This window comes from Oleiphilus sp. HI0066, from assembly GCF_001635725.1.
On the sequence record NZ_LWFH01001100.1, the window covers coordinates 1 to 15191 of the forward strand.

Sequence of the window (15191 nt, forward strand, 5' to 3'; positions counted from 1 at the left end):
GCGAGGCGCGTGCCATAAAGAAATTTTATAATTATATCAGTAAGTTATCGTTATTGTGATAGTTTGAGTGTCAAAAAATCGGCGACATGCATCCGCTTTTTTATATTGCGAGTGTTAAAAAACTGGCGTATCGATTTGATAGCTTGCAAGACGCTGCGTAATTTCGGAACATGTGGCAACTAATAACGAATAATATTCTGGATACGCTTTTTTAATGCGCCTTAAGTCAATCAAGCTGGTCGGCTTCAAGTCTTTTGTTGATTCGACGGTTGTTCCTTTTCCTACAAACATGACCGCAATCGTTGGTCCAAACGGTTGTGGGAAATCTAACGTTATTGATGCTGTTCGCTGGGTAATGGGCGAGAGCTCGGCTAAGCACTTACGTGGCGAGTCGATGACAGATGTTATTTTTAATGGTTCTACACATCGTCAGCCGGTAGGAAAGGCCTCTATTGAGTTGCTATTTGACAATAGTGAAGGGCCGTTGGTTGGTGAGCATGCAGCATTTACTGAAATCTCTATCAAGCGTCAGGTCACGAGAGAGGGTGTATCTCAATACTACCTAAATGGCGCAAAGTGTCGTCGTCGAGATGTAACGGATATCTTTCTCGGTACAGGCATGGGGCCTAGAAGTTATGCCATTATTGAACAGGGAATGATCTCCCGCTTGATCGAGAGTAAGCCCGAAGAGTTGCGCGTTTATCTAGAAGAAGCTGCAGGTATCTCCAAGTACAAGGAAAGGCGGCGAGAAACCGAAAATCGAATGCGCCGGACCACTGAAAATTTGGATCGACTAACGGATATTCGAGAGGAGTTGTCTAAGCAACTCGAAACACTCAAGCGTCAAGCGAATGCTGCTGAACGATACAAAGGGTTCAAGGCAAATGAACGTGCGCTGAAGGCAAAAATATCTGCTTTGCAGTGGCTAGGTTTGGATGAGCAAAAACAGGAGTTGGAGATTAAGTCGGCTCGTTGTGAGTCGGCGGTCGAAAGCTTGGTGCTTGATAAGGCAACTGGGCAATCAAAAATTGAGGTGTTGCGTTCGAATATAGAAGAGTCTGCCGAAGCGATGCAATCGGTGCAGGCTCGTTACTATCAATCTGGCGCCGAGATCGCAAAGATCGAGCAAGAGTTGAAATTTGAGAGTCAGCGTCTGCAACGAGCTGAGTCTGAACGCATTCGTCTTACTGAGCAGATACGTCTTGCTGAAGATCGCTTGCGGCAAGGGTTGGAAGAAAGAGAGCTTGTTTCCGAAAGTATCGCTGAGATAGAGCCCGAAATTGAGATCGTGATTGAGCAGCAAGAGGCGGCTGAATTAAAGCTTGAAGAATCTGAGATGGCGTACGCCTCTTGGTTAGATCTTAATCAGCAAATGCAAGAAGCTTACACGGATACGCGACATAGTGTGGAGGATGCGAAGTCGAACTTGTCGCGTTTCCAGCGCGAAGCAGATCAAGCAAAGGAACGCGTTGCTTCACTTGATGATGACAAAAATCGCCTTTCAGAAGAATTGGATGTGTTGGGCTATCAAGGTGTGGGTGAAGAGTTAGCTGAGTTGACGTGCGTTTTGGAAGAATCTGAATCAAGCGTTCTCGCTAGGCAAGAAGATGTTGAAAGGCTTGAGGCCGTTGTCCAAGAAAGTCGTGAAGCGACTGCAGAACGAAAAAGTGAAATTGCCCAGAAGCAGGCAGAATTGGTTTCATTAGAAACGATTCAGCGCGATGTAGTATCTAAAGGTAATGTTGGCGCAGGTCTAACTGATCTGCATGCTAAGGCTAAAGGCGAGCTTGAAACCTTAATAGAATCAATTCAGGTCGAGCCAGTATGGGCGCCTGTCATTGAGGGTTTGCTTGGGGATCGGCTATACGCCTATTTATCTAACGATGAAAAAATGGCCGGCTATCTCTTAGATCGCTCTGATATTACTTTCGCTTTATTTTCGAATGAGCAGGCAAGCTATCAAGTTAACGATGGCTCTTTGGCAGAAAAAGTCGAAGGGTGTTCTGCGTTGATTCCGTTTTTGAATCGTTATATTTGTGCTGCGAATTCTAGCGAAGCCTTTTCTACTCGTTCTCAGCTAGAACTTGGTCAAGAATTCGTGACCACTGAAGGTGTATTGATAGGTCGGGATAGTGTTCAATATCTTGCCTTGAGTGCAATTGATGATGGTGTTGTCGTTCGTCAAAAACGAATAGATAGCTTGGTTGATGAGCTGAGTATTGCAGATGATGACGTGGCTAGATTGGAGGCGGGGCTTCAGGCTAATCTGAATGATTTGGCTGCGGCTAAAACTTCGTTAGTCGATGCTCGGGCAATAGAGCAGAGTGCTCTTAAGCGTCACGCGCAATTAGTTGCTGATGAGCGGGGGGCGAAAATCAAGCGTGAGCAACTTCAGCTGCGTATAGCTCGGATAGATGATGATTTGAATTCTGAAAGAGAGCGTTTTGCCCAAAGTTCTGAGCAAATTGAAGCGTGTGAGCAAGAGTTGTCAATATTATCTGAGGTTTTGGAGAGCGCATCTGAAAAAAGAGAGCTTGGAGAAGGTGACAAAGAGCGTTTGAAAAATGCGATATCTGAGTCGCGAGCGCAGGTTCAGGATTTAGCTTCAGTGTTAATGAGGTTGCGGTCTGATCAGCAAGGTTTTCGAAATCGCTTAGAGTTGCTAAATCAAACTCTTGATGGGCAAGTAGTTGAGATTGAGAGGTTTAACGAGGCGGTCTTAAATATTGATTTCGAGCCTGGCGATGAAGATTTGATTGAGGGTTTAGAGTCCCGCTTGCAGGATGAATTAGTCGCTCATGAGCGTGATCAGAAGCGGCTTGGGCAGGTGCGAACAGAGCACGAGGCGTTCCAAGGTCAATTGCGTGATTTGGAACAGGCAAGGGAGCGCTCTGAGACAGACTTGCTGCATGTTCGAGAAAAGCTAGAGCGGGTGCGTTTGAGGATTCAAGCATTTGCTTTAGAGCAAGATCAATGTTTCCAAAATGTGCTGGAGCAGGGTTTTGTGTTTGAAGAGCTTGTTTCAGTGCTAGCTGATGAGGATGTTCAGCAAGATGCGTTGGTGAAAGATTTGGAGTCAATTGGACAAAAGATCGCTCGTTTGGGAGCGATTAACTTGGCTGCTGTCGAGGAGTATGAGACGCAGCTAGAGCGAAAGACGTATCTTGATGAGCAGAATGATGAGTTAATTGATGCCTTAGATGTGTTGACGCAAGCTATTCGAAAAATCGATAAAGAAACAAGGCATAGGTTTAAGCAAACTTATGATCGCGTCAATGCAGGTTTGCAGAATTTGTTTCCAAAGATATTTGGGGGTGGCAGCGCAAAACTTGAGCTGGCCGATTCGGATTTGCTTGAGACAGGGGTGAGTATTCTTGCTAGGCCTCCAGGAAAAAATAATTCAACGATACATCTCCTTTCTGGCGGTGAGAAAGCTTTGACAGCCCTTGCATTGATTTTTTCTATTTTCAAACTTAATCCAGCGCCATTCTGTATGTTGGATGAAGTAGATGCGCCTTTAGATGATGCGAATGTTGGGCGTTTTGCTCGACTTGTCAAAGAAATGTCCGATACCGTTCAGTTCATATATATATCGCATAATAAGGTTTCTATGGAGATGGCTGACCAGCTTATGGGGGTTACTATGCACGAGCCTGGAGTCTCTCGATTGGTGTCCGTGGATATTGATGCGGCTGCTCAGTTAGTCGACGCTTAAAAGGCTATCCAACAGTTAATTTAGGTTTAATCTTGAGCGTTGGTCTCCTTGTTGTTTTCTAGCTACTATATGCCTTGATAAAAAGGCTATCCTAGCCTTTATGTTCTCAGATTATCTATACGTGGAATGAGTTCTTAATGAGCCTTAGAGAGTGGTTAATTGTAGTTGGTGTCGTCATTATCTTAGGGATTTTGATCGATGGTCTTCGTAGAATGCGTCTCGCAAAACAAGACTCTCTTAAAATGTCCCGAGATTTAGGTGGGCAAATAGATTCTTCCCCCCTTGATGATGATTTTAATCCTGAGCTTCCTGGAGGCGGTGTTCGAGTTGTATCTGCAGGAGCGGATTCTGTTGATAGTGAACTTGATGAACAGAATTTACTGTCTATTTCGGCGCAAGACGATTCAGATTTATTTGAGCCTAAAGTTTCAATTGAATCGGATGAGTCTGAGATTGAGAAACCTTCTTCTAGCAAGCCTAAGCAAGCGAAAGCTAAGATTGATGCAACAACAAAGCCCAAAGAGGAAACTGTAGAATCAGACTCAGCAATCGATCATGAAGTCATCGTGATTAATGTTGATGCGCAACCAGGTCAAAATTTTGCGGGCGCAGATGTAAATAAACTTCTTGTAGCTTGTGGTATGAAACATGGCGAGATGTCTATTTTTCATCGACATGAAGAGGACTTGTTAAGTCCTATTCAATTTAGCGTCGCGAATGCTGTTGAGCCTGGATATTTTGATCCAGACAAGCTCGAGACCTTATCCACTCCGGGAGTAAGCTTCTTTATGAGTATTCCCGGACCAAAGAATTACTTGCAAGCTTTTGACTTTATGTATGAAACGGCGAAGTGCTTTGCAGATAATTTGCAAGGTGAGTTGAAGGACGAGCATCGCAGCGTATTGACTTCGCAGACTGTTGAACATTATAAGCAGAGAATTAGAGAGTTTGAGCGCAAGCAGTTGTGCAAAATGCGTCCTTAAGGTTGTTTCGTGTCATTCGATAAAATTCGAGATGAGATTGCAGAGTTATCTGAATCTCTAAATACCTATAATCGTCTTTATTATTTAGAAAGCGCTCCGACTATTAGCGATCAGGAATATGATCAGCTATTTCAACGACTCAGATCGCTCGAAGAAGAATATCCGGATCTAAAAAGATCAGATTCCCCTACTCAACGTGTGGGAAGTGCACCTTCTGGTGAGTTCTCGCAAATTGCTCATCGTATTCCAATGCTTTCACTCGATAATGCTTTTTCTAACGAGGATTTGCTGGATTTTTATAGTCGCATTGGTCAAAAAGTAGATGGTGAAGTTTCTTTGTTTGCCGAACCGAAGCTGGATGGTATTGCGGTTAGTCTGATGTATATCGACGGGGTTTTGGCTTATGGCGCCACGCGTGGTGATGGTCAAACAGGTGAAGATATTACTGCAAACGTTAAAACAATCTCGTCTATTCCTTTGCGTCTTTCAGGTGATGATCTTCCTAGTGAGTTGGAAGTGCGCGGTGAGATTTTTATGCCGCGTAGTGTATTTGATGAGCTCAATCTTGAGGCTCAGAAGCGTGAAGAAAAAGTATTCGTAAATCCACGCAATGCTGCATCGGGAAGTTTAAGGCAATTGGACTCGCGCATTACGGCTAAGCGAAAACTGATGATGAATGCTTACTCAGTGGGATATAGCTCAGAGCCAGATCGATATCGTCTTCATAGTGAATCTCTTTCTGATTTGCGGCGTTTAGGTTTTGTCATCAATCCATTGGTCGAATGTTTAGATTCGACAGAAGCTATCGGTAGTTATGTTCAGAAACTTACAGCCTTAAGATCTGAGCTTGATTACGAAATCGATGGCATTGTTTTTAAGGCGGATAAGCTGGCAGATCAGCAAACTCTTGGGTTTGTAGCCAGAGCTCCACGTTGGGCTATTGCATATAAATTTCCAGCTGAACAGGCAGAAACAACCTTAGAGGATGTGGAGTTCCAGGTTGGTCGAACTGGAGCAATTACACCTGTTGCGCGTTTGAGCCCCGTTTTTGTGGGTGGTGTGACGGTAAGTAATGCGACACTTCATAATATGGATGAAGTTGCACGTTTGGGGATCAAGATTGGCGATCGTGTTGCGATTCAGCGAGCGGGAGATGTGATTCCTAAAGTTGCCGCTCGAATAGGTGCGGGAGCCTTCGAAAGAAATATCGAGCTGCCTAGTCATTGCCCTGTTTGTTCGTCAGAGATTGAGCAAGAAGGCAGTATCGCCAGATGTTCTGGCGCGATGCTTTGTCCCGCGCAGCTCAAAGAATCAATTAAGCACTTTGTATCGCGAAAGGCATTTGATATTGATGGCTTGGGCGATAAATTGGTTGAACAGCTTGTCGATAAAGAATTTGTGCGATCGCCCATTGATATTTTTGATTTAAATACTCCTAACCTCGTGCTGTTGGAGCGTATGGGACAAAAAAGCGCTGAGAACTTAATTGTAGCGATTGAGTCCTCAAAGCAGATCGAATTATCCCGATTTATCTATGCGCTCGGAATAAGGGAAGTGGGAGAAACGACCGCGTCAACCATTGCGTGTGAGTTGGATGACGTTATGGGGCTCTTCTCGCTGACGCCAGATGTATTGGAATCTTTAGATGACATCGGTCCAATAGTTGCTCGCCATGTTATGGTTTTTACCTCAAATCAAGACAATCGTTCTCTTGTTCGGCGACTGCTCGAAAAAGGTGTTGAGTGTCAGATACCTAAGCAAGTACGGAAGTCTTCAGAGAATGTATTTGCTGGGAAGACGGTTGTGCTGACAGGAACTTTGCCAAACTATAGCCGTGATGAGTTAAAGGCTCTTCTCATTGAGGTTGGAGCAAAAGTGAGTGGTTCAGTTTCAAGCAAAACCGATTATTTAGTCGCGGGTGAGAAAGCGGGTTCTAAGCTAAAGAAAGCGACTGAACTCAATGTGCCAGTGCTGGATGAAGCTGCTGCCCTAGCGTTACTCAATCAAAACTGATCTTTATTGTGATGTAAGGGGCGTTTCTTATTGCCTCTTCTGTCAAACCTTTCTTTGTTTTTATAGTATTTGCATCGTTTAAGTTTTTCATAATAAGCCTTTCTGGCCATGAGTGCGTGTATTTTGAAACATTTAGTTCAAAAACTGTGTGTCGTTATTTCTATTCTTGTTCTAGCTGCGTGCGAAACAAATTTGAGTACGCCTGATTTACGAATTGTAAATGAAGAAGCTCTGCCCACAGAGATGACTTGGTATTCACCTATTGATATTCCGATTGAAATTGCGGGTGGTGAAGGCGGTTTTAACGTTCGTTATATTCAAAACCCCGAACCAGGTATGAGTGAAGAACTTACCGAAGATGCAGAGGGAAATAATACGATTAGCCTCAGTGTTGTGAAGCAAGAGGGAACACAAAAGAATACTTTTCGATTGCAGGGAGTGCCGATTCCACCTGCAGGATCTAACTTACAGGATTTTGAGAGCTCATTTTGGATTGAAGTTACTGATGGATCATCAACTGTTATATATAGGTCAGACTTTGCAGTAAATATCATATCTTTGAATGACGTATCGCCGATAGTTAGTGTTGAAGAAGGCGAGGCTAATTTAAGAAAAATAACAGGACAAGAACTGTCACAATTTACACCTTGCCGAGCGATCAATGATATTGAAAGTAGGTCCAGAGACTTAGGCTATGGTGAAGCTTTTCCTTACGCATTTTTGTTGAAAATTACACAGCCAGTTTCGGTGCCGGTTACGTTCGATTATGTTGTAGAAGAAGATCGATTTGCCGAAAACGTTGCTAGTTCATTTGTTGATTTTGTGCCGCAAACGGGTTCAATTGTTATTGAGCCTGGAGCGACGGGTTGTGCGGCTCCCATTTATATTGTCGATGACTCGATAATTGAAGAAAGAGAGAATTTCAAGGTAACTGTCACGGATCCTGGGAACCTGGCCTTCAGCTTTGCTGATCAGGTAGTTTTTATTCAAATTGATGATGATGAGCCGACTATCGAAGCCGAAGAGTTGTTTTTCACAGTCGCTCCCGGTGATAGTGTCTCGATACCAGTCGAATTAAATCGGCCTGCTGAAAGTGATGTTCGTATTTCGTTTAAAGTGAACCCTTCTGAAACTAATTTATCGAGCTTTGATTATTCACTAAACCCTATTAATCAAGTTCTAGTTGTGAACGAAGGTGATCGTTTTGGAGTTCTAAGTGTTTCGATTTCTGACACCCTGTCTTCTAGTGTTGTGTCAGATCCAAAGCTAGTAATAGAGGTGGCAACCGATGGGGGTGATGAGGCTGAGATTAGCGCGGAAATCACTGTCAATGCATACGTAAATGAAGACGTTTTGATTAATGACCCTACGATTGAATACCAAGCTATCGCAACGTCTGGCGCCGACGTGTTCTCGCTAGCCAATAGCCTGAGCAATGCATTTCAACGAGCTCGATTATATCGATATGATGCTCAAGGAAATCAGGCCTTGCTAGATGGTACTAACTTCTATGAGTTCTCTTCAGGCGGAGGCGACGTGTCGGCAATCGACGTGGCTTTTATTTCTGCTGGAGCAGGTTATTCAGATATCGCTCTATTACTCAGAACCGATCAGAGATTGACTCTTGGTGCTTCATCTTGGGGGGGGCAAGACTTTGCTGTTGTAAAACTTAGAGTTAATGATAGCGGTGCGGTGACTGTATTAGCTCAAAGTCAGCATGGTTCTGAAGTTGATGATGAAGTTGTTGAGTTAGTTATTACTGATAATGGTGAAATTGCTGTTTCTGGAAGTACCGAGGGTCTTTCTTTGGATGGTCAGTCTACTATTCCTCCTGAAGATGGCCGAGAAGGTTTTGTTTATTTATTTGACGGATCATTGTCCCTTTTATATAGCCGTTTTGTTGGCGATAGATCAGATAATAATATGGTAGGGCTGTCCGTTGATGATTCGAATGTTCACGCTTTCGTGACGGATGGTGCGGGTATATTTTCACGCTCTTTAGATGATGATGGATTTTTAGATGTAGATGTTGCAAGTGCGTCACTTAGGCAGCCAGCAGCATTTATGCAAGGTGGTGTTGCCAATTATGGTGACGATAATTTTGGTGTCTTGGTTAGTTCGACTTTCAGTAAAGATGGAGATGCTACACCTTCCTTAACAGATGATGTTTTTTTGTACAATTTGCGATTAAATGAAGAAAGTTCGATATCTAATCTGTTCACTATTGCCACGGATTCCAATGACGTTGGACGAGCTATTGCATTTCTTGATAAGGAAGATTTTGAGAGGGTTGGTGTTGTTGGCGAGACTCTCGGAGAGTTTGAGGCGGGCTCTATCATAGGAGGGCAAGATTTATTTTTTGCATCGGTTGATGTTGTGGCTACTCCGAGTTTGTTAAAAGTTCAGCAGTTTGGCACCGCCGGAACGGATTATATTGTAGATTTAGACGTTGTAGGCGAAGACAAATTTTTAGTTCTTTGGAAGGAGGATCACTCGTCAGGTGACGGTACCTTCCGCTACAGAATCACGCCATTTTCTCCAGATGGTGAAAACCTACTTCCTATTAATTAGTTGAATAAAAATGACCTTTCTTGAGGCTTTTTATTAAGAATCGCGCTGGTGATAGTTGTTTTGCTTGTTCGTGTGGAAGTCCGATACTTGAACTAGAAATTGTATCCACAAGAAGTCTTGCACTTAAGGGTGAGTAGGTGAGTCCCTTCGAGCCGTAAGCTAGGTTTAAGTATGTGTGATCGTAGTATCTGCCTTGTATTGTTTCTTGTTTGGCGTTTTTTGTAAGAAAACTATATTGCTTGTTCATTGCACTCGTTCGAGGTAGTTTCCCAACGATCGGAGTGTAGTCGTTTGACGTTGTCCGAATACCTGCATGTCGGCCTGAAACCTGTTCATTCAACGTCGCTTGATCGCTCCATCCTTTGAGCCAAGTCACGAGTTTTTCGATATTAGCGTGATCATCTTCCCTTGATTCAAATGGTTCTGAATTATTCAAGTCGTAACTGGCACCAATATGCAGTTCGCCGTGTAATGTAGGGCAGAGATAACCCTCGCCACATAGAACTGTTTTGGGTGTCGCGAATGACTTGGATGACAACTGAGTTGTTTGCCCTCTTAGGGGTTTTATTGGTAGTGGGTAGTTTATGTCTAGATCTTGGTAGGAAACTGCATTACATATTATCGTTGCATCTGCATTCATCGAGTTCAGTAACGCATCGCTCTCCCAATCCTGATGTGTATATTCACGCTTATTGATTAGCTCAATGTTGTCATGTTCTAGTACATGTTTAGAAAATGCCTCTGTGTCTAACCAACCTGCTTGTGGAAATACTAGCCCGCTGTCTTGAATATCTAGTCCGCTCAGGCCTTTGAGTTTATTTGCATCGGCCTGATACATGAATGTCTCAGGCAGTTCAAAGCGATCTACAACATTTTGCTGTTTAGCTCGTTCTTTTTCATTCCATGCTAGGTGAACAACGCCGCAAGTATGCCAAAATCTGTTTCCGCTTGAGAGTTGCTCTCTCGAGAAAAAGGTTTGAGCGTAGAGCTGTGCTTGAATCAGTAGTCGTGCTTCTGGTGTATATTGCTGAGGGAATTTTCCATACATGATCAACTGTTTTTGACCGCTAGCGCCTTGCAATGGGCCCTCTTGCTTCTCAATGATGGTGGCTTTAAAGCCTTTGCGGGCTAGAGTAATAGCGGTGGTGAGTCCTGCTATCCCAGCGCCTATGACGAGTACGTGGCCATGCTTGATGTTTGGGGATGAATTTTCGCTGATATGCCATGCTTGATCAGGCAAGGCCTGAGTTTTCGTGGTGCTTTCTAAGTGACGCGAAGCAGTAATCATTTCACGTTTTTGTTTGAAACCAGATATTTTGGAAACGATGAATCCCGCATCTATAAGGTTTCTTCGAACAAACCCTGCCGCGGTAAATGTAGAAACTGTCGTTTGGTGATTGCTATAAAGCGCCATATGATCGAACAATTTGCTGTTCCACATTTCTTCATTTTTAGATGGGGCAAATCCATCAAGAAACCAAACGTCGCTGAAAAACTGATATTTATCGAGTGCATTATTGAGTTCTTCGAAAAATAACTTTAGGCTGACTCTTCCAGATTCAAACTCTAAATAGTGGAATCCAGTAATAGGGCTTGGATATTGATTTAGTAGCTCTTTATATTCAAAGCCTAATTCAGGCCAGATTTTAGACGCTAACTTCAAGTCACTAATGCTAAGTGGAAACCCTTCTATGCTAGAAAATTCAAGGCGTTTTTTGGGTTCAGGAAGTGATCTCCATAGCGCATAGCAGGCTATAAAGTTAAGTCCGCTGCCGAACCCCGTTTCACAAACTCTAAGTGTATCTTGATCGTTCGTTGCGTTTCGCAGGCGTTCTTTGAGGCGGTTGGCCTCTATAAAGACATACTCAGTTTCTGCTAGCCCATCGTTAGCGTTGAAGTAAATATCATCGAAGTCCTTGTGATAAGGGATGCCATCTTTCCATTCAATGTTAGCGGTTGGGCGTTGCATAGTTAGATGTTTGTGCTTATTTGTTGATGCGTATTTCTTCAATGATGATGTCGGTGACAGGCACGTCTCCGTATGGTCCACGTCTACCAGTTTTCGTTGCGCTAATTTGATCAGCTACTTCCATTCCACGAACAATCTCGCCGAACACGGCATAACCAGCTTGTGAGCTTGATTTATTGAGGAAATGATTGTCTACCACGTTGATAAAGAACTGAGCCGTTGCTGAATTTGGGTCGTTGGTTCGTGCCATTGATAGGGTGCCACGCTTGTTTGGTGTGGTGGGTTTTGCTTCGTTTTGGATCGGAGCATTTGTTGGTTTCTTAACCATTCCCTTCTCAAAACCGCCACCTTGAACCATAAAGCCCGGTATTACGCGGTGAAAAATCGTATCGTTATAAAATCCGCTGTTCACATACGCTATAAAGTTTTTGGTCGTAATAGGAGCTTGTTGATCATAAAGCTTAACTGCCATTTCGCCGAGGCTTGTCTTTATGATCGCTGTTGTCGCTGCGCTGAGGGTGGTGCTTAACAACAAAGCTGTTGCGAAAATAACGAGGGACTTTAAGTTCATACGGGGCTCGCATTGTTTTTGTTAAAGAAGCGTAAATTGTAGCTTTCGTCTTATTTAAATAAAAGTGAGTTCTAGTTCACCAAATTTCATATCGTTACGTAGGGGTTACATCCCCTTACCAATACGAGTGGCTAGTTTTTAATCGATGAACCATGCTTTGAGTGTGATCCAAATTTGCGTTTTTTACATTTTAGAGGTGGTGGGCAATGGGCAAGTCTGTGCAGCAATCAAGACTGGGTCGTGTTCTTGTCAATAAGGGCATTATTACAGAGTCTCAGCTTAATTTCGCGCTTACAGAGCAAGGTAGAAGTGGTAAGCGATTAGGCGAGATTCTTTTAGATAACGGTTACATTAGCAATAATCAGTTAGAGAGTGCTTTGAAGCGCCAAGATCTATTGCGCCGTGTTGCTGCGTTTACAACAATCGCGTGGGCGCCGTTTCATGCGGTTGCGGGCTTTTCAGTTCCTGCCATGGTAAAACCTGCAGTTCCATCAGTTAAAACATCTTCAGAAATACAATTTGCTAATTTGCCTGCTGGGTTCGTTGCATTAAGCGAAGCAGAGTTAGAAAGTGCAGAAGCGCAAGGACCTTTTGTGTTAGGTAGCGCACTTTTGCCACAGTTCGGTTACGAGATGCCTAGCACTGGGGCAGAAAACAAACTAGAAGAGGATGACGAGGATACCACTGAGGAGCAAGTGGCTTTTCAAGCCATGGACGCGGTTACAACCGTTATGGGATTTGGTCCGTTGTCTAACTTTATTGAAGCTGATGTGACTATAGATGGCTTTCGTCGTTTCGATGATATGCCTGCCATGACAATCCTTGATGATGGTGGCGTAAGATTCTATACAGGTTTCGAAGCTGATCGAATTAGTATTGAAAATGTTCGTGTAAAAGGGAGTTCGAGCCCTGACACTATCGGAAGTTTTTATATTTCAGACGTGAGTTTCGATCGAGGCTCAAGCTTAACAATTCGTGGTGAAGAGGCTCGCTGGTAATCTAAATTTGCTCACTAGAGTTTCTTCTATGGGAGGAATACTCGGAATAAGCCGCCGCCCAGTTCACCTCCGTTTTCAAGGGAAATTCTTCCTCGCTTGCTCCCTTGTTGGTGAAGTGATGCGACTTGTGATGCGAAATAGAGCCCAAGCGATGTGCTGCCAGATTTGAAGTTAATGTTATTAAGCACTTCATCAGGTTCTATCTCAAGGATGCTTTTGGGATAACCTTGCCCATCATCATTAATACTGATTTCTAAATATTCGTCAGCGTCGATCGTGATGGATTTCGCCGTAATTTTTATCTTTGCCTTTGTGTAGCGGCTGGCATTATTCAGAGCGTTGTTAATGATTCCACTAACGAGCTCTCTATCAAAAAACCAAGCCAAATGATTCGGGCATTCTATTTCTAAGCTAATACCCTTGTTGGCAAGAATTTCTTGATATTGCGCTCGTTGCTCTGAGCATATGTCATCAAGATAAAATTCGTCTAAGTGTGCCGCGAGTTTCTTTTCTTTTATTCGATAGATACCTAGTAAGTGAATTAAGTCGTTATTGACTCTTTCTGCTTCATATCTGATCGTGCTAACCCCAAGGCCTTTCTGCTGGTCTTCAGGGAGTTGCTCGCAAAGTGTTTCTACACTGTGAATTAACATGCCTAAAGAGTTTTTCATGTCGTGAACGGATGACGCTAAGATCAATGAAAAGTCAGCAGTTGCCTTAGGGTTTTTGCTCATATCTGGTTTTCTCTTAGGATGTTTTGAATATTTGTTTTTATATGTTGTAAACGACGAAATTGCTTGTGTTGTTTAGGAATGTGCTGAATTCGTTCTATACATTCCTGCGCTAAATTCAAAGTGTTTGGCGATGATTCATCTTTATATAACTTAAGTGCAACTTGTGCCAAGTTAAGATTAAGTGCGGCGTGCTTTGGAGTGAGAGCTAGGGCTGATGTAAACGACTCAACAGCAGACTGAAGTTGCCCACTTTCAAATAGCTGAATGCCGGTTTTATTGAGACTCTTGGCTTTTATTCTAAGTTCAAAAGGTTCGGGTTCATCTAGTAAGGCTTCTATCTTGCCTAGGGCTTGAGGGTCTGATTCGAATTTTTGAGATAGCTTTATTAGTAAGTTCTCGGCTTCGTCTTGCCGACCTGTGGTATAAAGGCTGCGGCTTAATTCCAAGCCTAGGTCAACGCTAAGATCTTCGACATCAATTAAAGATTGTACTTCATCTATTAGCATTTGCGCTTGCTCGTGCTTGTCTCGGCCAACTAGTACTCTAGCTTTTACTAAATTAGCGCAATGACACGCTTCCTCTTCATAAGAAAATTTGTCAAGAATAGTCTCAAGCTGAATGTTAGCCTCGTTCGCGAGAGTGTTGCCCTGATTAGTCGTATCTCCGATTGATAGGTCACTTAAACAACGCCCGAAATCTAAGTAGAGGGTAGGTGTTTCGTGAACGGTATTCTCTCCAAACGTGATCGCTTTTCTGAATGCTTCGCTTGCAGAACGCAGATCATTATTTTCAACGCATAAACTCGCCAATTTAGACTGCCTTTTGACCATCCTAGGAGAAATAGTAACGGCTTCTTGGAGAGCTTCTTGGGCTTCTTGTCTTTGTCCTAAGTGCAAGCACGCGTCACTAACTCCTTCGTAGGCTTCTACCATCATTGGTGATTTTTCAATGACTTGCGAGAATACTTGCTTGGCTTGATCGTATTGCGTGGTATCTAGAAGTGTATGGGCTAGACCTAGTTGAGCCCAGTCTATGTGGCGCTGGCTGAGAACCTCTTTATATATTCCTTGAGCGCTCGATGTGTCTCCTAGTTTTCTATAGAGGCTTGCCATAGTTTGTAGGCACCAAGAGCGGTATCGTGTGCCATTTTCGATTTCTTGCTTACAAAGACTAATCGCCTTGGCGTAATTGTCGATATCAATCTCTCGATTGATTGGTTTTAAAATGGCTTGCTGGGTCATCAGTTGCAATAGCCGCTCTTCAAGCATATTACGAGTGACAGGCTTTGCTATATAAGCATCTGGTTGGAACTCTCGTGTTCCAAGTACTGTCTCTTTTGATGTATCTGCGGTGACCATAACGAAAAGGCTCGTATGTTTTATCCGCTTCTTCATGCGAAGTTCTTCTAAGATCTGTTGTCCATTTTTGCCGGCCCCAAGGTTAAAGTCACACAAGATGACGTCATAGCTGTCATATTTAGCTTGGTTCAGGGCTTGCTCGGCGTTAGCAACAGTATCGACAAATGCTGCACCAAAGCTTGTCAGCATGAGGCGAAGAGAGGTACGGAAATTTTCGAAGTCATCTACAATCAAAAACTTGCTGTTTTGGCAAAGTTTTCTTAATTGGTGTTCATTCAC

At 43.3% G+C, this 15191-nt stretch carries 9 protein-coding genes; 5 read left to right on the forward strand and 4 right to left on the reverse strand.

All coding sequences use genetic code 11. From position 1 onward, the window contains the following. The first annotated feature begins 214 nt into the window (after positions 1 to 214). The 4 genes from smc (at position 215) to A3738_RS14205 (ending at position 9282) form a co-directional block, all read left to right on the forward strand. Positions 215 to 3715 (forward strand): chromosome segregation protein SMC, encoded by a 3501-nt coding sequence (gene smc / locus A3738_RS14190; RefSeq protein WP_068502744.1) that lies wholly within the window; start codon positions 215 to 217, stop codon positions 3713 to 3715. A 137-nt stretch (positions 3716 to 3852) separates the two neighbouring features. Then, on the forward strand, positions 3853 to 4698 hold the full coding sequence (zipA, locus tag A3738_RS14195; RefSeq protein ID WP_068478329.1) for a cell division protein ZipA: 846 nt from the start codon (positions 3853 to 3855) through the stop codon (positions 4696 to 4698). Between the two features lie 9 nt (positions 4699 to 4707). Further along, positions 4708 to 6711 (forward strand): NAD-dependent DNA ligase LigA, encoded by a 2004-nt coding sequence (ligA, locus tag A3738_RS14200; RefSeq protein WP_068478331.1) that lies wholly within the window; start codon positions 4708 to 4710, stop codon positions 6709 to 6711. Between the two features lie 123 nt (positions 6712 to 6834). Further along, positions 6835 to 9282: a Calx-beta domain-containing protein gene (locus A3738_RS14205; protein WP_197473862.1), complete on the forward strand. Its 2448-nt coding sequence runs from the start codon at positions 6835 to 6837 to the stop codon at positions 9280 to 9282. Here the strand turns inward: A3738_RS14205 and mnmC are convergent. Together mnmC and A3738_RS14215 are read right to left on the reverse strand one after the other, a co-directional pair. Next, positions 9275 to 11251 (reverse strand): bifunctional tRNA (5-methylaminomethyl-2-thiouridine)(34)-methyltransferase MnmD/FAD-dependent 5-carboxymethylaminomethyl-2-thiouridine(34) oxidoreductase MnmC, encoded by a 1977-nt coding sequence (gene mnmC, locus A3738_RS14210; RefSeq protein ID WP_068478335.1) that lies wholly within the window; start codon positions 11249 to 11251, stop codon positions 9275 to 9277. The genes A3738_RS14205 and mnmC overlap by 8 nt on opposite strands. Positions 11252 to 11267: 16 nt before the next feature. Continuing rightward, positions 11268 to 11822: a peptidylprolyl isomerase gene (locus tag A3738_RS14215; protein ID WP_068478337.1), complete on the reverse strand. Its 555-nt coding sequence runs from the start codon at positions 11820 to 11822 to the stop codon at positions 11268 to 11270. Between the two features lie 206 nt (positions 11823 to 12028). Between A3738_RS14215 and A3738_RS14220 the strand changes: the two genes are divergently transcribed. Then, positions 12029 to 12820: a hypothetical protein gene (locus tag A3738_RS14220; RefSeq protein ID WP_068478340.1), complete on the forward strand. Its 792-nt coding sequence runs from the start codon at positions 12029 to 12031 to the stop codon at positions 12818 to 12820. A gap of 26 nt (positions 12821 to 12846) precedes the next feature. Here the strand turns inward: A3738_RS14220 and A3738_RS14225 are convergent, their stop codons facing one another. Both A3738_RS14225 and A3738_RS14230 read right to left on the reverse strand, forming a co-directional pair. Further along, positions 12847 to 13554, reverse strand: a complete 708-nt coding sequence (locus tag A3738_RS14225; RefSeq protein WP_068478341.1) for a sensor histidine kinase KdpD — start codon at positions 13552 to 13554, stop codon at positions 12847 to 12849. After that, on the reverse strand, positions 13551 to 15191 hold the full coding sequence (locus tag A3738_RS14230; protein WP_068478343.1) for a tetratricopeptide repeat-containing response regulator: 1641 nt from the start codon (positions 15189 to 15191) through the stop codon (positions 13551 to 13553). Before A3738_RS14230 ends, A3738_RS14225 begins: the two co-directional genes overlap by 4 nt.